The following is a 20619-nucleotide window of genomic DNA, read 5'->3' as shown; positions in this document are numbered from 1 at the left end:
AGGGACCTGACCGTTGCTACCCTGACAAGCATGGAACAGCCCTTGGAACGCAAGCCCCTCAGGGCAGACGCCGCACGCAATGTGGACAAGATCATTACCGCTGCGAGGCAGTGCTTCCGGGAGCATGGCCCCGAAGTGCCGTTGCAGACCATCGCCGCCACCGCTGGAGTTGGCCCGGCTACACTGTTCCGCAACTTTTCGGATAAGGAGCAGCTGGTGCTCGCTGCCCTGTCGCGCCAGCTCCGCCAGCACGTGGATCCGGTGGCTGCCGCAGCCCTTGACGGCATGGACGCCGCCGAGGGCCTCATCAACGTCATCGATGCCGTGATGCAGGTAGCCAGTGAAGACGCCAACCTCCTTGACGCCGTTGCCGGACGCCGCGGACTCCTCATGGGGATCACCGGTGGCCTCATCGGCTCCATGGCCACCTTGTTGGAGCGCGGCCAAGGCCAGGGTTCACTCCGCCGGGACATCACCATCGAGGACATGGTCCGGCTGGTTGCCATGCTGATAGGTGCTGTGGACACGATGGAACCGGGATCCGAAGCGTGGAAGCGGCCCGTCGCCCTGATCGAGGACGCCATCCGCACCGAGCGCCCTTCGCGGCCCCTTCCCGAACAATCGGGCATCCCGGGCGTGACCTTTACCGACGCTGTCTAGCCCCACCCCAGCAGCCTGAGCAGGGCGGCCGCGGCAGCGCCGGAAATCACCACCACCAGGAACGGTGCCCGGAGCCACAACGCCACCGCGGCCGCAGCCAACGCCCCGATGCGGGCATCCAGAACCAGGGCCTGCCCCGAAGCGACAGCATTGACCACCGTCAGTGAGGCCAGCAGGCCGATGGTCATGGTGCCGGCTACGTGCATGATCCGTGGGCTTTCCAACAGCTTGGCGGGCACAAAGTAGCCCAGCAGCTTAGTGAGGTAGGCCAGGCCGCACGCGATCAGGATCCAAAGCCACAGGTTCATGCGTTGCTCCTGGGTTCTTGTTGGCGCTTTTCCGCGTAGGGATCCACGTCCGGCTCAAGCCCTTCATCCATGCGCGCGTGGCTGAACCACCCGATGATTCCGGCCACGACGGCAGCAACCAAAATCGGAACACCTGACGGCACGAAGGGCACCGCCAAGACGGTGGCCAGTGCACAGGCTGCGGCGATGGCCCACGGTTCCCGGCCCTTCAGCCGGGGCCAGAGCAAGGCCAGGAACGCTGCTACGGCGGCACCATCGAGGCCCCACTGCTTGGGATCTCCCATGGCATCTCCTGCCAAGGCGCCAACGGCCGTAAAAATATTCCACAAGATGAATATTCCAATTCCGGCTGTCCAGAATCCGCGGCGCTGCTCATCCGGATCCGTCTGGCCGGACGCCGTCGCCGTCGACTCGTCAATGGTGACGTGCGCGGAAAGGTAGCGCTTCCAGCCGCCGGGCCGGAGCATCGCATTGATCTGCATGCCGTAGATGCCGTTGCGCAGACCCAGGAGTGCGCTGGCCGTCATCGCCGCCACCCCCGAGCCGCCGCCCGCCACGACACCGATGAACGCGAACTGGGATCCGCCGCTGAAGAGCAGGAGGCTCAGAACCATCGTCTGCCAGAAATCAAAGCCGGACGCGACAGACAAGGCACCAAACGAAACCCCGTAGAGTCCCGTGGCGATGCTCAAGGAGAGTGCGATCTTGAACGCCGGCGACTCCCTGAGTTTCAGGGGCGCGGAACCACTGGTCATTTCCGCAGGCTCCACGACCAGAGGATCAGCGGAATCTGCAGGGGCAGCCGCACGGTGTGGATACGCCTCTCGGCAGGAGTGCCTTTCGGTCCGTAAGCGCGCCTGAGGGCATCAATATGCCCCGCAAGGAATGCAGTGAACATCGCTGTGGTTGCGTCAGCCGCCACCTTGCGGGTGGCAGGTACCAGGAGACCGACGGCGGCAGCCACCTCGAGCAGGCCCGACGACGCGACCCATTCCTCCCGCGACATCACTGCCAACGGCCCATTGGGACGGCTCCCCGGCTCATCCCTGCGGCACAGGTAATCCGGCACCACGGGGTAATAGAAGGCGGGGGTCCGGAAATGCTTTGCGGCGCTGGCCAGGAGCAGGGCGCCCAAGCCTATTGCTGAGACGGTATGTGTTGCCTTGGGTGACCAGCGAAGTGACATGAGACCACTCAATCACAAGCGCGGTAAGCCCCAAAGTCAGCTGGAAACCATGAGCTGCGCCAGGACCTGCGCGGGCTTGTTGGTGGTGATCTCATGGATGCCGAGACCTTGGCAAAGCGCTACATCCTTCTGGGAATCAACAGTCCACACCCGGAATACGCGGCCAGCCTCCAGCCAACGCTGCACGTTGCGTGCATGCTCGCGAACATAGTCGATTCCCGGGCCCGCGATTCCCGCCTGTCCCTCGTCCAGCACGCGCTCCGCTTCCTCCTGCATTGCCTTCATGACGTTGGCTACCGCCCCGCCGGTGAGGAAGCCCAGGCCCAGTTCCTCCCGGATTTCCTGGACCGTGTAGTCATCCACCAGTTGGCAGACATGCTGCGGGGGAACAGTCTCCAGCAACCGCTGTACAGAGTCCGAATCGAAGCTCATGAAGGAAACCTGGATGTTCTCCAGCCTGGACTCCTCCGGTGTCCAGCCTTCCTCGGCCAACAGGGCCAGTACCCGGTCCTCAAGCTTCAGCCCGTAGGGACTTGGGTGCTTGAGTTCGATGGCCAAGCCGATGTCGCGGCCGGCCCCGCGGAGGATGTCCAACAGCTCTGGCAGCGTCAGGAATTGGTCGGCCACTCCCCCATAGGCTTCAGGGATGCGCGCACCCTTCCATGACGAGAAGTCCAGCTCACGGAGCTCTTCCAGGGTTTGCTCGGCTACAGGTCCTGTCCCCGTGGAGGTCCGGTCCAGGTTGGAGTCGTGCAACAACACCACGTGCTGATCCCGGGTGAGGTGCACATCGCACTCGACTCCGTCCGCCCCGTCGTCGATGGCCCTCAAATAGGCGGCCCTGGTGTGTTCGGCAAAGGCGGCACTGGAGCCACGGTGGGCGTAGACCTTGGGCCTTACGGTGGCGAAGTCGTCGCTTGTCATGGAGATACGGTAGCCCACGCGGTTGTACGCACGGGGGCTACGCTGGGCTAATGCAGGTGAACTCTGAACAAATCCCAACTGAAGACGTCACCAACCCCCGTCCGGCGTCAGGTCCCGTACCCGCCCCGGCCGGTCCCGCCGTCGTCGATCTTTCGGCGGGAGACCTGGAAAAAGCAGCCGCGCTTCGCCGGATGAAGCGGCTGGCGTTGGCCCTGCTGATCGGGATGGCCGTGATCTTCACGGCGGCATTCGCCTTCCAGAAGCAGTACCCGTGGCTTGAGTACGTTCGCGCAGCGGCCGAGGGTGGCATGGTTGGGGCGCTGGCTGACTGGTTCGCCGTCACCGCCCTGTTCAAGTACCCCATGGGTCTTAGGATCCCGCACACCGCCATCATCCCGCGGCGCAAGGACCAGATCGGCGAATCGCTCAGCGAGTTCGTGGAAAGCAACTTCCTGTCCCAGGAGGTTGTGCAGGAGAAGTTGGCGAGCATCGATATTGCCCGCAAGGCCGGGGCCTGGTTGTCCGGTCCGGGTGGTGCCGAACGCGTCGCGAAGGAAGGCGGTGCTGCGATCCGCGGCGTGTTCACCGTCCTTAATGACGACGACGTCCAAGCGGTCATCGAAGGCATGGTCCGCAAACACCTGCTTACCCCGCCATGGGGGCCGCCGGTGGGCCGGATGGCGGAGCGGATCTTCGCGGACGGCCACCACCACAAGTTGGTGGACCTGCTGGTGGACCGCGCCGCCGACTGGGTAGACGCCAACCATGCAACGGTGAACCGGCTCGTTTCGGACCGCTCGCCGCTCTGGGTGCCATCATTCGTGGACGGCCTGGTTGGCGACCGCGTGCACGTGGAACTGTCCAAGTTCATGCGCGCCGTCCAGTCCGACCAGAACCACCAGGTGCGCCAATCCATCGACGCCTACCTCACCGAGCTCGCCCAGGACCTGCAGCACGATCCGGCCATGATTGAGCGCGCCGAAACCATCAAGGCGCAGATACTCGGCGATCCCGAGGTCCGCGAACTCGCCTCACGCACCTGGGGAACGGTGAAGACCGCACTGCTCAACGCCGTCGATGACCCCGACAGCGAACTGAGCCTGCGATTCAAAGGAGCCGTCCGGGACTTCGGCACGCGCCTGGTCAAGGATGAGGAACTGGCCGGCAAGGTCAACGCCTGGATTGGCGACGCGGCCGGATACCTGGTGAACACCTACCGCTCGGACATCGCCGGCGTCATCTCGGACACGGTAGCCCGTTGGGACGCGGAAGAAACCTCCCAGAAGATCGAGCTCCAGGTGGGCAAGGACCTTCAGTACATCCGCATCAACGGAACCGTGGTCGGCGCGCTGGCGGGCCTGGCTATCTTCACGGTTGCGCACCTGCTGTTCGGATAGGACGAGGGGCATCACCCGTCCCCAATAAGTGCACCATCTGGCCCGGCCTTGCCTGGCCGAGCAGGTCCAGGTCCTCGTCCCGGACCAGCGCGATCACGGGCGACTTTGCCGTTGCCGGGTGGCCGGCCAGGGCGATCACGGGAAGGCCCAACGGCGGCAGCAGGACCGAGCCGGTCCGCAGCGGCTGAGGTTGGCGTGCTGGAGTTGGGGCCGCCTCGAGTGGTCGCCCCACCAGCCGCGCCCCGGCCCTGTCCGACTCCGGCGAGAGAATCCACGGTTCGGTGGTTAACCTCAGCCACGAATCAGCGCCGAAATCAGGGGCCTGCGGGCCGCGGAAAACCCTGGCGACCACCGGACGTTCGGGATCCAGCGCACGGCGCGGGGGTTGTTGCATGTCCGGATAGGCCTGGCTGTTCGGACGGCCAAAGGTCAGGGCACCGCCAGCGCTCAACGGCTCGGCCTGAGGCGGAATGCCGCCGGGTACTGCCACGTAATATCGGATTCCGAAGAGCGCGGGCCCTACCTCAAGGACCGATCCCGGAGCCACCCGCACCGCTTTGTTAAGTGGCAGCTCGGAGCCGTTGAGGGTGATGATGCCTTCGGCGCCCGTGACTGACACTGCGGAGGCCGTGACGAAGCGGAGCCGGAGGCCACCGAGCAGGACCTCCAGGCCCCCGGCGTCGGCGCAGTTGCCCAGGAGGGCATTGGCCAGATGCATCGATGCGCGGTCCAAGGCCTGCTCCGGCTCCAGGGCCGAGGTCAAGGTCCCAGGGTCAACTACTACCGCACCCATTAATGCACTCCCCTACAAAGAACCGCACCGCAGGATCAGGCGAACGCCTCGACCTGCACGCCGGCTTGCTCCAGTCCCTCTCGAACGGCAGCGGCCATGCTGACGGCCCCTGGCGTGTCTCCGTGGATACACAGCGAATCCGCCTGCACGGGAACGACGGAACCGTCGATGGCCAGTACTTCCTTGCGCGTCGCCAAGCGCACGGCCTGAGCCACCACTGTGGCGGGGTCGTGGAGGACGGCGCCCTCCTGGGTGCGCGGTACCAAGGTGCCGTCCGGCAGGTAGGCCCGGTCCACGAACGCTTCGCGGAAGACCGGGTGACCGGCCTCATCAGCCAGTTTCAACCATGCCGACCCCGGCAGTCCCAACACGGGAAGGCCGGGATCGTAGGCATGAACAGCAGCCACCACGGCCTCTGCCTGCTCGGGATCCTGAACAATCCTGTTGTAGAGGGCGCCGTGCGGTTTGACGTAGTCCACCGAAGCGCCCACGGCGTGGGCCATCCCGTCCAGGGCGCCGAGTTGGTAGAGGACGTCCCCGAAGAGCTCATCAAAGGTCATGTCCAAGGAACGGCGTCCGAACCCAGCCAGGTCCCGGTAACCCACATGCGCGCCTACACGAACGTCCAATTCAAATGCTGCGCGGCAGCTGTCCAGCATGGTGAGCGGATCCCCGGCGTGGAAGCCGCACGCCACGTTGGCGCTGCTCACGATACGGAACATCGAGGCGTCATCGCCCATGGTCCAGGAGCCAAAGGACTCTCCCAGGTCAGCGTTCAGATCCACTGTTACCGCCTTCCAGCGTCGGGTTTTCGGTTGCGTTTACAGTCACGTTTTTGGGTGCGTTGGGCAGAAGTTCACCCGGCACCGTATCGGGCATCGCTCCGAAGGCTTCCTTGGCACTGGAGACCACGGCACGGCCCATCATCAGGTTGCCGGCACCGCCAACCACGGCCCCGATACCGAAGGGCAGGGCGCGTCCAATGAAAGCGCCGCCTTGTTTCTTCAGGAGGTTCCTCAGGAAGGCGCGCTGAATGGTGTCACGGATGACTCCGAATCCGCTGCCCGGAATCTTCTTGGTCAGGGTCTTGCCCCAGGCATTAGTGACGCCTTTACCGCGGCCCAGCGACTGCCCGCTCAGTGCGCCCAGCAGGGACGTGCCTTCCTCACCCAGCATGATGGCCATGACCATGGTCCGGGAACGTTCCGGGTCGGTGAGCCTGATGCCGTGGAGTTCGGCCAGGGACGACGCGTACAGGGCCGTGGTCTCCAGGAACCCAACGGTTGCCAGCGCGGAAAGGCCCAGCGATGCCGCGGTACCAATACCCGGCACGACGGCGGTCGCACCTACGGCGGCACCCCCGCCTGAGATGACGAGCAGGTAATGGTGCTCCAGTTTTGCCGCAAGCTGCGCTGGAGAATCATGGGGGTGCCGGCGTTGCAAGCGTCGAAGGTTGGCCAGGACCAGTGGCCGCTGGACCTCTACGGCTTTAAGCAGGACATTGTGGACACCGGGCTTGGGTTTGCCTTGGGCGTCGAAAACGGCGTTGTGTGCTGTTTCCTGGGCGATTTTCACCGCCGGGTTGGGGCGCTTGGGCATCTTTACCTCTCCTTGGCAGTCTGTTGTTTCACGGGGAACTGCTGGGTTCAGCCTATGCCACACCTTTGGATCACAAGGTCTCTGATCAGTGCTATGTGGACAGGATTCCGTGGAGGGCGGACGCCGCAGCGGACCACACCCAGGCGTAGACTGGGGGCACTCACGGAAGCAGTCCCAGCCAAGGACAGGAAGTATCCGTCATGAAGCCATCAGATGAGACCGAACATGTCATCCGGCACCACACCGACGCTCCGGCAGAGGGCGAGACGGAAGGCTGGGTCCCGCATGACACCGGCCTCCACAGCCAGGAACCGGCGGAAGGTCCCGACTTCGAGGACGACGCCCCCGCGGAGGGTTCCCCGTAACTGAGGTTCCTTTGCGAACCGGGCATGCCGGGTGCTTTATGCCGCCCTGCGTAAGCTGACCACAACCGCAGAAAGGACCCCTGAATGGCCGCTGGAACCAAGGACGATCCGTGGCAGCTGACCACTCCCCCGGGCTCGTCCGACTACGTCATGTACAAGGATGAGTCCGCGGACCCCCCGGCAATCGTCTGCCAAGTGGGCTCTACCAAGTTGCTGTACCAGCTCCGCGCCATCGAGGACCTGCACGCGTGGCTCGTGGAACAGGGCGACTGGGTCCCGCTGGGCGCCGCCGACGAAGGCAAGGACGCCGCCGAGGGAACGGTAGAGGCGTGGGGTCGCAGCGAAAGCAACCCGGTGGGCGGCTGGTACGGTCTCCGGAAGGGGTACCGGGGCCGGTTCGGCATGTATATGCCACCCCTGCTGGAGGCGCTGGGATTAGCCGAACTTACCCATGAAAAGCGGAACAACGCCATGCGGGCGATCTCCACGTAACCGGACTGCGGTCAGCCGGGCACCCTGCCCGTAGTCTCCCTCACCACAAGGTGCGGTGTCCGCACCAGGTGGGCTGCCGACGTCGTACCCTCCAAACGGTCCACCGCGCGGTCGACGGCTGCGCGGGCCAACAAAGGCGCGTCCTGGCTGATCGAGGACAACTGGACATAGCTGAGCCGGGCGAATTGGCTGTCGTCGTAGCCGAGGACGGAGACGTCGTCCGGCACCCGGAGGCCAGCGGCGCGGAAACTCTCCCAGACACCGAGAGCACACCGGTCATTGAAAGCAACGACGGCGGTGGGCAAGTCCTGCTGCAGCTCACGGCCGGCGCGCAAACCGTCTTCTTCGGTGGGTCCCCCGGCGACGACGCGCGCATCCAAGCCACGTGAAGTCATCTCTGCCTGGAATGCCGCCCGTCGTTGTGCGCTGGACACTGCCTGGCCGCCATCAACGTGTGCGATCCGCCGATGCCCCAGCGAAACCAGGTGCTCCACGGCCAGGTGGATCCCGGCATGGTCATCGCTGCTCACTGAGTCCAAGGAGTCGCCAACGTCGTCGCGGAGAAGGCTGATGACGGGCAAGCGGGCTGCGTATCCGGCCAGTTCCTCCGGCGGGAGGGCCGGGGAAATCATGATCAGTGCCTCGCAGCCGAGGTCCAGCAGGGATTCCACTGCCCGCGCTTCCGGTCGGCCATTGGCCACCGCGCTGAGCGCGATGTCGTATCCGCGTATCATCGCTCCGGCATAGGCGGCGTCCACGATCTCGGCATGGAAGGCCTGTGCGGTGGAAAAGCTGAGGCCAAGGAGCCTGGTGCGGCTGCTTCGGAGGAGTCGGGCGCGGCTGTCGGGCCGGTAGCCGAGTTCCCTTGCGGCCGCTTGGACTTTCAGCCGGGTCGCTTCAGAAGCACCTGGGGCGTCCCGCATGACGATGGAAACCAAGGCCCTGGATACACCTGCGGCTTCAGCCACGTCCATCAAAGTGGGACGTTTCCCGGTCATGGCTCTCCTCTGCTCGGAGCCAGTCTATAGAACGTTCTACAGGCGAATAGATGTGTGCGCTCACAAATCCGGTCGTGCGGCCGGCCGCGACTCAGACGACCGACCGCACTAGCCCGGTTTCATGCAGCGACGGCGCCCCGGGTGGGCCCCAGAACCCACCACACCCATCGCTGCCAACTCGTCAATGAACCGCGACGCGGCCGAAAAGGGCAACGGCGCAGTACACAGCTCAAAGACATGGGCACTGGATATGTGCCCTGACCTGCGGAAACGTGACGCAGGGTTGCCAAGAAGTTTTTTGAACGTCGCTCGGGGCATGGCATTGCCCGGTCCCCGAGCCAAAGGTCCCCCAAAAGGGCATCACTTTTCGGGTGGCCGGAGCACTACTAAGTACCCGGACAATGAGCAACCACCGCGCAGGAGCAAGATGTGAAATCAACCAAAGGGCTGGCCGTACCATTCGTCCCCTCGTTTGCGGACGCGCCGGACATCCACCTGCTGTTCATGGCGGCACTGGTCCTGTTGGCCGGGCTGGCCGGAGGGTGCACCGTGCTGCTGCTCCTGCTGATGGCACCCCTGGCGAAGCTGGCGCTGGACCACATCCGCCCATCGCGCCAGGTCGCCCCCGAGCCGAAGCTCTCGACGCCGGGACTCCAGGCTGGTGTCCCGCACAACCCGGCGCAGATTCCGCTGGACAGCCCAAGACCCTTGAACTAGAACGATCTAGACGAGCAGGCTGAAAGCGTGCCATCATGGGCGTACTAGAACGATCTAGACATCCATTCAAGGAGCCCCAATGACGTACCTTCAGCACCCGGTCGCCGATGACCGGCCCGTCCGCATCGCAGTCATCGGGGCGGGGTGGATCGGCAATTTCCACGCTGAATCCATTGCAGTCCGCCTCCCCAACGCCCGGCTGGAAGCCATCGCCGATCCCGTACAGCCCGCCCTGGAGGCCCTCGCGAGCCGGCTGGGCGTGGCGAAAATCAGCACCGATGCATCTGATGTCCTGAACGACCCCGACGTGGACGCGGTCCTGATCGCTGCGCCCCTGCGCTTCCACTCGGAACTGATCACCGCAGCGGCCAAGGCAGGCAAGGATGTCTTCTGCGAGAAGCCGGGCGGCCGGACCGTCGAGGAACTCGACGCCGCCATCGCAGCAGCGGAAGAGGCCGGCGTCGTCCTCCGCTTTGGCTTCAACCGCCGCTACTCCACCGACTTTGCGGCAGCGCGGAAGCTCATCGACCAGGGCATCGTTGGCGTGCCGCAGCTTCTCCGCTCCCTCACCCGCGACCCCGGGACCGAAGCCGGAATCGGCAACCCGGAGCGAATCGCGCCCGGCACCATCTTCCTTGAGACGCTGATCCACGACTTCGACACCCTGAACTGGCTGAACCCCGGCGCCGTTCCAGTCAAGGTCCATGCGGTCGCAGACGCCCTGGTAGCCCCCGAGGCCAAAGCCGGCGGCCTCCTGGATACCGCCGTAGTGACCGTAACCTACAGCAACGGTGCCATCGCGGTGGCCGAGGCCAACTTCAACGCGCTGTACGGCTATGACGTCCGCGGCGAAGTTTTCGGCTCGGCGGGCATGGTCACGGCAGGCAGCCCGCAGTCCACCAATGCCACGAGCTACACGGCGGCGGGCATCACCTCGGAAACCACCCGCTTGAACATCGACCTCTTCCATGACGCCTACACGGAGGAGCTGGCACACTTCGCGGACGACGTCGCCGCGCGTCGCGGTTCCACAGACAAACGTCCGACGGCGGCCCCGCCGCGTACCGCTGTTGCCGCGCCGGGTGGAGCAGACGCCCGGAACGCCCTGGCTGTGGCATTGGCCGCGTTCAAGTCCTCAGAGTCGGGGTTGCCGGTAGCGGTGGCAGACATCGCGGAGCTTCGCCCGGCCGAGGCGGAGCCCCGGGGTGCGGCCGTGGTGCAGGAGGTCGGAGCGTGACCTTCCGGCTGGCCGTCTGCGCAGAGATGGTCTACGGCGAACTGCCGTTGATCGAACGTGTTCGCCGCATCCACGATCAGGGCTTCGAGGTTGAGCTCTGGGACACCCGCGGCAGGGACATCGCGGCCCTCGCCGCCACCGGAGCAAGGTTCTCGTCCATGAGCGGCTATTTCGGCGGCAGCCTGACCGACTCCGCCACTGCACACGAGGTCCTTGCGTCGGCTGAGAAGCTGATCCCCACAGCCTTGGAACTTGGTGTTGAGCGGATGGTGGTCCATCCCGCGGAGCTTGGTGAGGGTGGTCGTGCGGTGAGGCCGACACATCGGGCTACGGGCGGGATGTGGTTGACCGGACTCCGCACCTTGGAACAGTTGGGGCATCTGGGTGCCCAGCATGGGATCGTCTTCGCGCTGGAGAACCTGAACACCATCCTCGACCACCCGGGCATTCCCTTGGCCCGCGCGAAGGACACCCTGGCACTGGTCCAAGCCGTCGACCACCCCAACGTGAGGATGATGCTGGACCTCTACCACGCACAGATTGGCGAGGGTAACCTGATCGAGCTCGTCCGCGCGGCCCAGCCGTTCACGGGCGAAATCCAGGTGGCCGATGTACCCGGGCGCTTCGAACCGGGCACCGGCGAGATCAACTACTCCGCTGTTGCCAGGGCACTGGCGGACGTCGGATACAACGGGGTGATCGGGCTGGAAGCGGGGGCTGTTGGCGGTCAATCGATCGAAGCCGGGGATACTGCACTGGCCGCCTTCCGCGCAGCATTCACTCCCAACTGAGCCTCAGTTCAGGTCGTTTTGAAATGCCTCAAAACGACCTGAACTGTTACTCGCCCTGGCGGGAACCACTACCCATAGGCGCGGTAATCAGCCGGCCTTCCCGGACAGCGCAACGAGCACACCGGCGGTGGCGAAGAATTTGTTGCTGCCAAGGTCACGAACAGTCTTGATTCCCAGCTGGGCGAGCAACTCGTCGTGTTTATCTGTAAGGCCGGCGAGTGCGGACGGCGGAGCGGCAAGGATTTCGTCCAGGGTGGAATTCTCGTAGGCCTTATCGAGTGCTTTGCCCAATTCAACAGAAACAGCCAACGTATTTCCTTTCATTGATACGGAAAATAACGCAAACGTGCCGTGCAGCCATGACACACAACTAAGCAACCTTTGATTATTGCCATCACAAAACAATTAGTCGGGCTGCTCAAGATCAAGATAGCCCACAATGGCGACAATTGGGACACCCTTTCTGACGGCAAATCAGTAAGGATGCTTAATATAGGCTTCATGGGTGCACTCCGCCGGCTGGACGGGAAGGTAGTTTTTGTCCGCAGCGTCCCGGTGGTTGCCATCATCGGGCAACAGAGCACCTCCGTGCTGGAAAACTGCGACACCCTGCTGCGCGGCACTATCGAAGACCAGCTCCGGGCATGTCGTGAACTCGCCGCGGAACGCGCCGCCATCCCCGCCGAACCGGTCAATCCTGAGCTGGTGGTGCGGGAACTCAACGGCCGGCTGCCCAGTGACGCCCAGGTGAGTATCGACGTCGGCAGTTGCGTTTACTGGTACGCCCGGCAGTTGATCCTGCCGGAGGGAGTCCCGGCGCATGTTTCCGGCACGCTGTCGAGCATGGGTTGCGCGATTCCCTATGGGCTGGCGGCAAAGCTCGGGCAGGAGCGTGCGCGTTGATGACCCGCAGAAACTGGGCGCAGCCTGGGATGAGGTACTGAACGCCGATCGGCCGGCGGTGTTGGAAGTCATCACCGACCCGAACATTCCGCTGCTCCCGCCCTTCCGGCAAACACGCCCGCGGGCTGCTCAACGCTTTCGCCGAAAGTGAGGCCCGACTCCGCTCTGATCAAGGGCGGCATTAAGAAACCGTCAAGATTGATGGCAGCCGCATTAAGGAACCGTTAGGAACGCCTTTTCGCCGCATCCATGGGAGTTGACTGACATCAGCCCCGCTAACGGGGTGCTGATGAAAGGACGTTCCAATGGCCGACGTGGCTGTTCTGGTGATTCTTGTGCTGACCATGGGAATCGTGATGTGGGTGGCCCACCTTTTGGGCACAATGATCGACGGCGAGGGCCCGGTGAGCGGGCAATGATGCTGGACGCGATCATGTGGGTGGGGCTGTTCCTAGTGGGCTTGGCGTTGATCGGCTATCTGCTGGCAGTGCTGCTCAACCCGGAAAAGTGGTGATGGCAGGTGGTTATCAGCGCCGCATCAGTGATCACCCAAATAGCCGTACTGCTGGTTGCACTGTTTTTGGTGCACAAGCCGCTGGGCATTTACATGGACAAGGTTTTCTCCGGCTCCAGGTCATCAAAGCCTGAACGGGTGTTCTACCGATTGGCCGGAGTGGACGCCGGAACTGAACAGAGCTGGTCTGTGTATCTGCGCAGCGTTCTGGCTTTCTCCGCCGTTTCCATCCTGGTGATCTTCGCTTTGCAGCGATTCCAGGGCGTGCTCCCGGGAAGCAATGGACTGCCGGGGGTTGATCCGTGGGTGGCAATGAACACGGCAATTTCCTTTGTCACCAACACCAACTGGCAGACGTACGCGCCGGAGGCCACTGTGGGCATCTTCGTCCAGATGTGCCTGCTGGCGGTCCAGAACTTCCTCTCCGCCGCAGTAGGAATCGTGGTGGCCATCGCCCTGATCCGCGGCATCGCGCGGGCCGGGACGGACCGGCTGGGTAACTTCTGGGTGGACGTCACCCGGGCGTCCTTCCGCCTCCTCCTGCCCCTGGCGGCTGTGGCAGCAATCGCCTTGGTGATTGGCGGCGTCGTACAGAATTTCTGGTCCACGGACGTCACCAACCAGGCCGCAGGCGTCAGCCAAGTGATCCCCGGCGGGCCGGTTGCTTCGCAGGAAGCCATCAAGGTGCTGGGGACCAACGGCGGCGGCTATTTCAATGCCAACTCAGCCCATCCCTTTGAGAACCCCAACGTTTTCACCAGCCTTTTCCAGGTGTTCCTGATCCTCCTCATCCCGTCCGCACTCCCTTATACCTATGGGCGTATGGTGTGTGACCAACGCCAGGGGTTCACGGTGGCCGGCGTCATGGGGGCGCTTTGGCTGACGTCCACTGCCTTGATGGCGTGGGCTGTTGCCTCGGCCCAAGGAACAGCGACGACGGCGGCAGGCGGCCTGGGTGAAGGCTTCGAGCAACGCCTTGGTCCCGCCGCGAGCTCCATCTTCGCAGCGTCCACCACGCTCACCTCCACCGGAGCCGTGAACGTGGCGCACGATTCCCTGCCTCCGCTGGCCGGAGGTGTGGCCATGCTGAACATGATGCTCGGCGAGGTGGCTCCCGGCGGTACCGGCTCAGGCTTGTACGGCATGCTGGTCCTGGCCATCATTGCCGTGTTCATCGCCGGCCTGATGGTGGGCCGGACCCCCGAATTTGTGGGTAAGAAGATCGGCCCGCGCGAAATGAAACTCGCTGCCCTGTACATCCTGGTGACGCCCACCCTGGTGCTGGTCTTCGCGGGGATCACGGCACTCCTTCCGGATGCCATGGCCAACGCCCCGGCCGGTGGACCCCATCAGTTCAGTGAGATGCTGTACGCCTTCACCTCGGGTGCCAACAACAACGGCTCCGCGTTCGGCGGCATCACCAGCTCCGGGCCCTACGTCTCCGCTGCGCTTGGCGTTGCCATGCTGCTGGGACGCTTCCTTCCCATCGCCCTGGTCCTGGCACTGGCCGGCTCCCTGGCCCGGCAACGGAAAATCCCGGTATCTGCGGGAACCGTGCCAACGCACGGTGCCCTGTTCGGCTCACTCCTCCTCAGCGTCACCGTGATCATGACGGCTCTTAGCTATTTCCCGGCCCTCGCCTTGGGCCCCCTCGCAGAAGGACTCATTCAATGACCCGGTCCAGCTCGGCACCAGCCGCGGACACCGCAGCCCTGACCTACCGTGACGGCCTCCCCCCAGGAACACGAACACCCGGAGAGCACAAGCACCACACCAAAGCGCCGGCCAAGCTCAACGCCGCCGCCATTAGCGCAGCCCTTCCGGTCGCCTTCGCAAAGCTCCACCCGCGGCAGATGGTTCACTCCCCCGTCATGTTTGTTGTGCTGGTGGGTGCTGCAGCCTGCACCCTCATCTGCCTGTTCAAGCCGGCGGTTTTCGGAATCGTGGTCACAGCGTGGCTGTGGTTGACGGTGTTGTTCGGAACACTGTCCGAGGCCATTGCAGAAGGCCGCGGCAAAGCGCAGGCGGACAGTCTGCGGGCCAGCCGCAAAGGCGTGATGGCCCGCGTGCGGCTGGAGGACGGATCGGAAAAGGAAATACCTGGAACCGACCTCAAGCTCAACGACGTGGTGATCTGCGAGGCCGGTGACGTGATCCCTTCGGACGGGGAGATCATCGAGGGCCTGGCCAGCGTTGACGAGTCCACCATTACCGGTGAATCGGCACCGGTAATCCGGGAGTCCGGCGGAGACCGTTCATCGGTAACCGGTGGGACCAAGGTTTTGTCGGACCGGATCCTGGTCCGCATCACCGCGGAACCGGGCGCCACGTTCATCGACCGGATGATCAAGCTGGTTGAAGGCGCAGTCCGACAAAAGACGCCCAACGAGATTGCCCTGCACGTACTGCTGGTTTCCCTGACCATCGTGTTCCTGGTGGTCACCATGACGCTGGCACCCATCGCATCCCTGGCCGATGCCACGCCGTCGCCGATAGTCCTGGTGGCGTTGCTTGTCTGCCTGATCCCCACCACCATCGGCGCCCTGGTACCGGCCATCGGCATCGCCGGCATGGACCGCCTGGTCCAGCACAACGTCCTCGCCACCTCCGGGCGGGCGGTGGAAACAGCAGGTGACATCACCACCCTGCTGCTCGACAAAACCGGAACCATCACCTACGGCAACCGGCGGGCGGTGGGCTTCTACCCTGCGGCCGGCATCGGGGAGGACCAGCTCGTCAGTGCGGCCCGGCTGTCCAGCCTGGCGGACGAGACACCCGAGGGACGGTCCATTGTGGAACTGGCCGACCACGATTCCGGCAACGGCAGCAGAAACAGCCCGTCCCTGGAGGGACTCAGCTCAACGACTCCCGACCTGGCCATTGTTGAATTCACCGCCATGACCCGGATGAGCGGCCTGGAGCTGGGCGGACGCCGGATCCGCAAAGGTGCCGCGGCCGCCGTCGAACGCTTTGTCACCGAAGCCGGCGGCACCATGCCGGCCGATGTGCAGCAACGTGTGCAGGACATCTCGGCCCAGGGCGGCACGCCGCTGCTGGTGGCTGAACACACGCACGACGGCGCCGCCAGGGTTCTGGGAACAGTGCACCTTGCGGATGTGGTGAAGCCCGGGATGAGGGCCCGCTTCGAGGAACTGCGGAAGATGGGTATCCGCACGGTGATGATCACCGGCGACAACCCTGTCACGGCCAAGGCGATCGCGGCCGAAGCCGGGGTGGACGATTTCCTCGCTGAAGCAACCCCCGAAGACAAGATGGACGTGATCCGCAAGGAACAGGGCGAAGGTCGCCTGGTGGCCATGACCGGCGACGGCACCAACGATGCTCCCGCCCTGGCGGCAGCGGACGTGGGGGTTGCCATGAATTCCGGTACGCCGGCCGCCAAAGAAGCAGCCAACATGGTGGACCTGGACTCCGATCCCACCAAGCTGATCAACATTGTGGGCATCGGCAAACAACTGCTCATCACCCGCGGAGCATTGACTACGTTCTCCGTGGCCAACGATGTGGCCAAGTACTTTGCCATTGTTCCCGCCCTCTTCACGGCGGCCTTTCCCGGCCTGGGAATGCTGAACATCATGGGGCTGGCCACTCCGGCGTCGGCCATCCTTTCCGCGGTGATCTTCAATGCGCTCATCATCCTGGCACTGGTTCCGCTTGCCTTGCGGGGCGTGAAGTACCGGGCGGTTTCCGCCAGCCAGGCTCTGGGCAGGAACCTGCTGCTCTACGGGCTGGGCGGGCTCGTGGCACCGTTCATCGGGATCAAATTGCTGGATCTCATCATTTCCCTCATCCCCGGCATCGGCTAGGACAACACCATGAAAATGTACTTGCGCCAAGCGGCCACTGCCGTACGGTTCCTGCTCTTCGCCACCCTGGTGCTGGGCGTCCTGTATCCGCTGGCAGTCTTCGGAGCGGGGCAGCTGGTGGCCCCGTTCCAGGCCAACGGATCGGTGGTCAAGGACCAGGCCGGCAATCCGGCGGCCTCGGCCCTGATCGCCCAAGTGTCCGCTGACGGTTCCGGCGCGCAAAGTCCGGAGTGGTTCCACGCCCGTCCTTCGGCTGTCAGCTGGGACCCGGCGTCGTCGTCGGCGAGCAATCTGGGCCCCAACGATCCCAAACTGCTCGACGCCGTCTCCACCCAGCGCGCGGCCATCGCCGCGGCGGAAGGGGTGGCGGTGACGGACGTCCCCGCAGACGCTGTGACGGCCAGCGGTTCGGGCCTGGACCCGCACATTTCCCCCGCCTACGCCCGGATCCAGGTGGCGCGGGTGGCCGCCGCCCATGGCTTGAACCCAGACGATGTACAACGCCTGGTGGACCTGCAAACCAGCGGAGGAGCGGCAGCTTTCCTGGGACAGGCCTCGGTCAACGTCACGTTGCTGAACCTGGACATCGCAGCGGCCGCGAACCGCCACTAGGGCTGGTGGACTTAGTGGAAGAATGGCGTTCATGGCGCGGGCAGCACTAAGAATATTCCTGGGGGCGGCCCCCGGCGTCGGCAAAACCTATGCCATGCTCAGGGAAGCCCACAGGCTTCAGGAGCGCGGCGAGGACGTGGTGGTGGCCTTCGCCATGCACCACGGCCGCGCCGATACCAAGGCGCTCACTGATGGCCTGGAGGTCATCCCCACAAGGAGCGTCGAGTACCGCGGCGCCACCTTCGAAGAGATGGACCTCGACGCCGTCCTGGCCCGCCACCCGCACACGGCGGTGGTGGACGAGTACGCCCACACCAACATTCCCGGAGGCCGGAACCGCAAGCGCTGGGAAGACATCGAGGAACTGCTTGAGGCGGGCATCAACGTGCTCTCCACGGTCAACGTCCAGCACCTGGCCTCGCTTGGGGACGTGGTCAGTGCCATTACCGACGTCCGGCAAGCCGAAACCGTCCCTGATGAGGTGGTGCGGCGGGCGGACCAGATCCACTTGGTGGACATCTCGCCCGAGCTCCTCCGGCAACGGCTGGGGGACGGAAAGATCTACGCCGCGGACAAGATCGATGCCGCGCTGTCCAACTACTTCCGCACGGGCAACCTGACTGCCCTCCGGGAACTGGCCCTGCTGTGGCTGGCTGACCGGGTCGATGAAGGCCTGGCCCGCTACCGCGCAGAAAACCGGATCGAGGAAAGCTGGCCGGCCCGGGAACGGATCGTGATCGGACTGACCGGCGGACCTGAAGGTGAGGTCCTGATCCGCAGGGCGGCCAGGATCATCAAGCGCGTCAACGGTGGGGACCTGCTGGCCGTCCATGTGCGTGCCGCCGATGGCGTAGCCGCCGAATCGCCGCAGGACCTGGAGGCCCAGCGCACCCTGATCCGCGACCTTGGCGGCAGCTACCACATCGTTTCCGGGGAAGACCCTGCCAAGGCACTGCTGGACTTTGCCCGCAGCGTCAACGCCACCCAGATCGTGGTGGGCGTTTCACGCCGGAAAGCCCTGGCGGGACGGCTGATGGGCGGCGTCGGAAACAGGGTGGTCCGTGACTCGGGCGACATCGACGTGCATATGGTTTCGCACCCGTTGGGCGGGCGTGGAAAGGAACGTCCCCGGCCCCGGGATCTGGGGCGGGTACGGGTGATAGTGGGGTTCGTGCTCGCTGTTGTCCTGCCGGTCCTGCTGCAGCTCCTGCTGGCCGCCAGCCCATCGCACAATATTGCGACGGCGGTCCTGGTCCAGCTCAGCGGCTCGGTCGCCGTCGCATTGGTGGGCGGGCTTTGGCCTGCATTGCTGGCGGCCCTGTGGAGCAGTGCGTTGGTGAATTACTTTTCGATTCCGCCTCTAGGCACCCTGACCATCAGCGATCCGCAGAACCTCCTGGCCCTGCTGGTATTCGCCGGTGTTTCCTCCGCCGTAGCAGTAGTGGTGGACCTTTCGGCAAGGCGCTCCAAGGAAGCCGCGCGGGCCCGGTCCGAAGCCACCACCCTGGCCGACCTGACCCGGGGAGCTACCGCGGCGGAGGACGCGGTAGCCGGGCTGCTCGAACAGGCCTTGGACGTTTTCGGAGTCCGCCGGGCAGCCCTTTACCAAGCAACCGACGGCGACGACGGCTGGCGGCTGGTTGCGGAGGCGGGCGGAAATGCTCCCGCCGAGGACGGGGAAAGCGAGAACACCGAACAGATCGATCCCACCACCCGTCTGGTCCTCACGGGCCGGGTCCTCCCTGCGAGCGATCGCCGCCTGCTGGGAGCGTTCGGTACCCAGCTGATGGCCCAGTTGGAACGCCGCCAGCTCGCTGCCAGCCAGCGGGAGGTGATGCGGCTCGCCGAGAGCAACACCATGCGTACCTCCATACTCCGCGCCGTTTCCCACGACCTGCGCACCCCCTTGGCTGGCATCAAACTCGCCGTGGGTGGCTTGCGGCAACCCGGAGTCCGCTACACCGAACAAGAGGAGCAGGAACTGCTGGCCACCATTGATGAGTGCTCGGATCGCCTGGACGTGCTGGTGGGCAACCTCCTGGACATGTCCCGTATCACCTCCGATTCCGTGAATGCCCTGATCAAGCCCACCCGCTGGTCTGAAATAATCCCGGCGGCCCTTCACGGGGTACCGGTCGGCAGGGTGAGGATAGACCTGCCACCCAACATGCCGGAGGTGGACGCTGACGGTGGAATGCTCGAAAGAGTCGTCGCCAACATTGTTGAGAACGCCGTGAAATACGCGCCAAAGTCAGACATCGTGATCGTTGGCAGCGCGGGTGGACTGAGCACCGCCACGCTGGGCGGCCAGCCCGCCGGCGAACTGAGGATCATCGACCACGGCCAGGGCGTTCCCGCGGCCAACGTCATGCGGATGTTCCAGCCTTTCCAACGACTCAACGATGTGCCGGCCACTACCGGCGTCGGTTTGGGGCTCGCCGTCGCCAAGGGTTTCACGGAGGCTATGGGTGGGACACTCACCGCGGAGGAAACCCCAGGGGGCGGACTGACCATGGTGATCCGGCTCCCGTTGTCCACGGGCTCTTATTCCACCGCCCAGGCGCTGAAGGCATGATCAACGTGCTGGTGGTGGACGACGATCCGCACATTGTCCGCGCGCTCGCCATCACCCTCAAGGGCCATGGCTACACAGTCATCACTGCGGTGGACGGAGAGTCGGCGCTGCACGCAGCCGCACAACGTCCCGTCAATATCGTCATCCTCGATCTGGGTCTTCCGGACATCGACGGCGCAACGGTCATTACCAGGCTTCGTGAGTGGAGTGACGTTCCGATCCTGGTCCTGTCAGCACGTCACGGTTCCAGCGACAAAGTGGAAGCGTTGGACGCTGGCGCGGACGATTACGTCACCAAACCCTTCGGCCTGGAAGAACTCCTGGCCCGACTCCGCGCAGCATTGCGGAGGCGGACGGAAAACAGTGCGCAAACCACCACTGTGGAGACGGAAGCGTTCACGGTCGATTTGGACAAGCGGAAAGTCACCGCAGCGGGCCAGGATGTCAGGCTGACTCCCACCGAGTGGAGCATCGTGGACATCATGGTCCGTAATCCGGAGAAGCTGATCACCCATCAGCAACTCCTTACCGAGGTGTGGGGCCCCGCCTACGCCAAGGAGGCCAACTACCTCCGCGTGTACATGGCCCAGCTGCGGCGGAAACTGGAAGCTGACTCAGGCAATCCGCAGCACTTCATCACTGAGCCAGGCATGGGCTACAGGTTCGTCCCCTGAAACGTTCCCGCTAAACGAAAGCCGACCGCCGTCGTCGTACTTTCAGT

Annotated in this window: 23 protein-coding genes; 14 read left to right on the top strand and 9 right to left on the bottom strand. The window is 64.3% G+C overall.

Going from position 1 to position 20619, the window contains the following annotated elements; genetic code table 11:
• Positions 1-30: 30 nt before the first annotated feature.
• Complete coding sequence (locus QRM57_RS00490; protein WP_257370169.1) at positions 31-660, top strand: TetR/AcrR family transcriptional regulator; 630 nt, start codon at positions 31-33, stop codon at positions 658-660.
• Here the strand turns inward: QRM57_RS00490 and QRM57_RS00485 are convergent.
• From QRM57_RS00485 to QRM57_RS00470, 4 genes are read right to left on the bottom strand one after another with little or no spacing between them, the layout of a single operon-like run.
• Positions 657-968 carry an AzlD domain-containing protein gene (locus QRM57_RS00485; RefSeq protein WP_257370170.1) on the bottom strand — a complete coding sequence of 104 codons (312 nt, stop codon included), beginning with the start codon at positions 966-968 and terminating at the stop codon, positions 657-659. The two genes, QRM57_RS00490 and QRM57_RS00485, sit on opposite strands and share 4 nt — an antisense overlap.
• On the bottom strand, positions 965-1723 hold the full coding sequence (locus QRM57_RS00480; RefSeq protein ID WP_235520188.1) for an AzlC family ABC transporter permease: 759 nt from the start codon (positions 1721-1723) through the stop codon (positions 965-967). Before QRM57_RS00480 ends, QRM57_RS00485 begins: the two co-directional genes overlap by 4 nt.
• Positions 1720-2154: a DoxX family protein gene (locus tag QRM57_RS00475; RefSeq protein WP_284985144.1), complete on the bottom strand. Its 435-nt coding sequence runs from the start codon at positions 2152-2154 to the stop codon at positions 1720-1722. The genes QRM57_RS00480 and QRM57_RS00475 overlap by 4 nt, the downstream gene beginning before the upstream one ends.
• Before the next feature lie 36 nt (positions 2155-2190).
• Positions 2191-3078, bottom strand: a complete 888-nt coding sequence (locus QRM57_RS00470; protein WP_257370173.1) for a glycerophosphodiester phosphodiesterase — start codon at positions 3076-3078, stop codon at positions 2191-2193.
• Between the two features lie 50 nt (positions 3079-3128).
• Between QRM57_RS00470 and QRM57_RS00465 the strand changes: the two genes are divergently transcribed.
• A complete protein-coding gene (locus QRM57_RS00465; RefSeq protein WP_284985143.1) occupies positions 3129-4475 on the top strand; it encodes a DUF445 domain-containing protein in 1347 nt (448 codons plus the stop codon).
• On the opposite strand, the gene QRM57_RS00460 is transcribed toward QRM57_RS00465, so the two are convergent.
• Genes QRM57_RS00460 through QRM57_RS00450 form a run of 3 tightly spaced genes read right to left on the bottom strand, consistent with a single transcriptional unit; the run spans position 4447 to position 6867 of the window.
• Positions 4447-5268, bottom strand: coding sequence for a 5-oxoprolinase subunit C family protein (locus QRM57_RS00460; protein ID WP_284985142.1), 822 nt, complete (start codon positions 5266-5268; stop codon positions 4447-4449). The two genes, QRM57_RS00465 and QRM57_RS00460, sit on opposite strands and share 29 nt — an antisense overlap.
• Positions 5269-5303: 35 nt before the next feature.
• The gene (locus QRM57_RS00455) at positions 5304-6053 is read right to left on the bottom strand and encodes a LamB/YcsF family protein (protein WP_284985141.1); all 750 of its coding nucleotides are present in this window, start codon (positions 6051-6053) and stop codon (positions 5304-5306) included.
• Positions 6037-6867: a hypothetical protein gene (locus QRM57_RS00450; protein WP_284985140.1), complete on the bottom strand. Its 831-nt coding sequence runs from the start codon at positions 6865-6867 to the stop codon at positions 6037-6039. Before QRM57_RS00450 ends, QRM57_RS00455 begins: the two co-directional genes overlap by 17 nt.
• 200 nt (positions 6868-7067) lie before the next feature.
• Here QRM57_RS00450 and QRM57_RS00445 point away from each other — a divergent pair, with 200 nt between their 5' ends.
• Together QRM57_RS00445 and QRM57_RS00440 are read left to right on the top strand one after the other, a co-directional pair.
• A complete protein-coding gene (locus tag QRM57_RS00445; RefSeq protein ID WP_257370178.1) occupies positions 7068-7232 on the top strand; it encodes a hypothetical protein in 165 nt (54 codons plus the stop codon).
• A gap of 84 nt (positions 7233-7316) precedes the next feature.
• The gene (locus QRM57_RS00440; protein WP_257370179.1) at positions 7317-7724 is read left to right on the top strand and encodes a DUF6855 family protein; all 408 of its coding nucleotides are present in this window, start codon (positions 7317-7319) and stop codon (positions 7722-7724) included.
• Between the two features lie 11 nt (positions 7725-7735).
• Here QRM57_RS00440 and QRM57_RS00435 read toward each other — a convergent pair whose 3' ends face one another.
• Complete coding sequence (locus QRM57_RS00435) at positions 7736-8722, bottom strand: LacI family DNA-binding transcriptional regulator (protein ID WP_284985139.1); 987 nt, start codon at positions 8720-8722, stop codon at positions 7736-7738.
• Between the two features lie 429 nt (positions 8723-9151).
• On the opposite strand from QRM57_RS00435, the gene QRM57_RS00430 reads away from it, so the two are divergent.
• The 3 genes from QRM57_RS00430 (at position 9152) to QRM57_RS00420 (ending at position 11467) form a co-directional block, all read left to right on the top strand.
• Positions 9152-9439, top strand: coding sequence for a hypothetical protein (locus QRM57_RS00430; RefSeq protein WP_284985138.1), 288 nt, complete (start codon positions 9152-9154; stop codon positions 9437-9439).
• A gap of 79 nt (positions 9440-9518) precedes the next feature.
• Positions 9519-10676 (top strand): Gfo/Idh/MocA family oxidoreductase, encoded by a 1158-nt coding sequence (locus QRM57_RS00425; protein WP_284985137.1) that lies wholly within the window; start codon positions 9519-9521, stop codon positions 10674-10676.
• Positions 10673-11467 carry a TIM barrel protein gene (locus tag QRM57_RS00420; protein ID WP_257370183.1) on the top strand — a complete coding sequence of 265 codons (795 nt, stop codon included), beginning with the start codon at positions 10673-10675 and terminating at the stop codon, positions 11465-11467. The genes QRM57_RS00425 and QRM57_RS00420 overlap by 4 nt, the downstream gene beginning before the upstream one ends.
• An 87-nt stretch (positions 11468-11554) precedes the next feature.
• Here the strand turns inward: QRM57_RS00420 and QRM57_RS00415 are convergent, their stop codons facing one another.
• A complete protein-coding gene (locus tag QRM57_RS00415) occupies positions 11555-11776 on the bottom strand; it encodes a hypothetical protein (protein WP_257370184.1) in 222 nt (73 codons plus the stop codon).
• Between the two features lie 192 nt (positions 11777-11968).
• Between QRM57_RS00415 and QRM57_RS00410 the strand changes: the two genes are divergently transcribed.
• The 7 genes from QRM57_RS00410 (at position 11969) to QRM57_RS00380 (ending at position 20572) form a co-directional block, all read left to right on the top strand.
• Positions 11969-12370 carry a hypothetical protein gene (locus tag QRM57_RS00410; RefSeq protein ID WP_284985136.1) on the top strand — a complete coding sequence of 134 codons (402 nt, stop codon included), beginning with the start codon at positions 11969-11971 and terminating at the stop codon, positions 12368-12370.
• A gap of 415 nt (positions 12371-12785) precedes the next feature.
• On the top strand, positions 12786-12884 hold the full coding sequence (locus QRM57_RS00405; protein ID WP_235520203.1) for a potassium-transporting ATPase subunit F: 99 nt from the start codon (positions 12786-12788) through the stop codon (positions 12882-12884).
• Between the two features lie 12 nt (positions 12885-12896).
• The gene (kdpA, locus tag QRM57_RS00400) at positions 12897-14558 is read left to right on the top strand and encodes a potassium-transporting ATPase subunit KdpA (protein ID WP_284985518.1); all 1662 of its coding nucleotides are present in this window, start codon (positions 12897-12899) and stop codon (positions 14556-14558) included.
• On the top strand, positions 14555-16711 hold the full coding sequence (gene kdpB, locus QRM57_RS00395; RefSeq protein ID WP_284985135.1) for a potassium-transporting ATPase subunit KdpB: 2157 nt from the start codon (positions 14555-14557) through the stop codon (positions 16709-16711). The genes kdpA and kdpB overlap by 4 nt, the downstream gene beginning before the upstream one ends.
• Before the next feature lie 9 nt (positions 16712-16720).
• Positions 16721-17323, top strand: a complete 603-nt coding sequence (locus tag QRM57_RS00390) for a potassium-transporting ATPase subunit C (RefSeq protein WP_284985134.1) — start codon at positions 16721-16723, stop codon at positions 17321-17323.
• A 31-nt stretch (positions 17324-17354) separates the two neighbouring features.
• Positions 17355-19898: a DUF4118 domain-containing protein gene (locus tag QRM57_RS00385; protein ID WP_284985133.1), complete on the top strand. Its 2544-nt coding sequence runs from the start codon at positions 17355-17357 to the stop codon at positions 19896-19898.
• Positions 19895-20572 carry a response regulator gene (locus QRM57_RS00380; RefSeq protein ID WP_284985132.1) on the top strand — a complete coding sequence of 226 codons (678 nt, stop codon included), beginning with the start codon at positions 19895-19897 and terminating at the stop codon, positions 20570-20572. The genes QRM57_RS00385 and QRM57_RS00380 overlap by 4 nt, the downstream gene beginning before the upstream one ends.
• Positions 20573-20619: the final 47 nt, after the last annotated feature.

The organism is Arthrobacter sp. fls2-241-R2A-172 (assembly GCF_030208885.1).
Taxonomy (GTDB): Bacteria; Actinomycetota; Actinomycetes; order Actinomycetales; family Micrococcaceae; genus Arthrobacter.
The sequence above is the reverse complement of the archived record's forward strand: the minus strand, read 5'-3'. Positions and strand labels throughout refer to the sequence as shown.

Excerpts from the sequence above, each read along its gene's own strand:
- QRM57_RS00445 (WP_257370178.1), top strand. The coding sequence starts at position 7,068 with ATGAAGCCATCAGATGAGACCGAACATGTCATCCGGCACCACACCGAC.
- QRM57_RS00460 (WP_284985142.1), bottom strand. The coding sequence starts at position 5,268 with ATGGGTGCGGTAGTAGTTGACCCTGGGACCTTGACCTCGGCCCTGGAG.
- QRM57_RS00425 (WP_284985137.1), top strand. The coding sequence starts at position 9,519 with ATGACGTACCTTCAGCACCCGGTCGCCGATGACCGGCCCGTCCGCATC.
- QRM57_RS00380 (WP_284985132.1), top strand. The coding sequence starts at position 19,895 with ATGATCAACGTGCTGGTGGTGGACGACGATCCGCACATTGTCCGCGCG.
- QRM57_RS00475 (WP_284985144.1), bottom strand. The coding sequence starts at position 2,154 with ATGTCACTTCGCTGGTCACCCAAGGCAACACATACCGTCTCAGCAATA.
- QRM57_RS00405 (WP_235520203.1), top strand. The coding sequence starts at position 12,786 with ATGATGCTGGACGCGATCATGTGGGTGGGGCTGTTCCTAGTGGGCTTG.
- QRM57_RS00465 (WP_284985143.1), top strand. The coding sequence starts at position 3,129 with ATGCAGGTGAACTCTGAACAAATCCCAACTGAAGACGTCACCAACCCC.
- QRM57_RS00470 (WP_257370173.1), bottom strand. The coding sequence starts at position 3,078 with ATGACAAGCGACGACTTCGCCACCGTAAGGCCCAAGGTCTACGCCCAC.
- QRM57_RS00385 (WP_284985133.1), top strand. The coding sequence starts at position 17,355 with ATGGCGCGGGCAGCACTAAGAATATTCCTGGGGGCGGCCCCCGGCGTC.
- QRM57_RS00435 (WP_284985139.1), bottom strand. The coding sequence starts at position 8,722 with ATGACCGGGAAACGTCCCACTTTGATGGACGTGGCTGAAGCCGCAGGT.
- QRM57_RS00450 (WP_284985140.1), bottom strand. The coding sequence starts at position 6,867 with ATGCCCAAGCGCCCCAACCCGGCGGTGAAAATCGCCCAGGAAACAGCA.
- QRM57_RS00440 (WP_257370179.1), top strand. The coding sequence starts at position 7,317 with ATGGCCGCTGGAACCAAGGACGATCCGTGGCAGCTGACCACTCCCCCG.
- QRM57_RS00480 (WP_235520188.1), bottom strand. The coding sequence starts at position 1,723 with ATGACCAGTGGTTCCGCGCCCCTGAAACTCAGGGAGTCGCCGGCGTTC.
- QRM57_RS00390 (WP_284985134.1), top strand. The coding sequence starts at position 16,721 with ATGAAAATGTACTTGCGCCAAGCGGCCACTGCCGTACGGTTCCTGCTC.
- QRM57_RS00490 (WP_257370169.1), top strand. The coding sequence starts at position 31 with ATGGAACAGCCCTTGGAACGCAAGCCCCTCAGGGCAGACGCCGCACGC.
- QRM57_RS00410 (WP_284985136.1), top strand. The coding sequence starts at position 11,969 with ATGGGTGCACTCCGCCGGCTGGACGGGAAGGTAGTTTTTGTCCGCAGC.
- QRM57_RS00485 (WP_257370170.1), bottom strand. The coding sequence starts at position 968 with ATGAACCTGTGGCTTTGGATCCTGATCGCGTGCGGCCTGGCCTACCTC.
- kdpB (WP_284985135.1), top strand. The coding sequence starts at position 14,555 with ATGACCCGGTCCAGCTCGGCACCAGCCGCGGACACCGCAGCCCTGACC.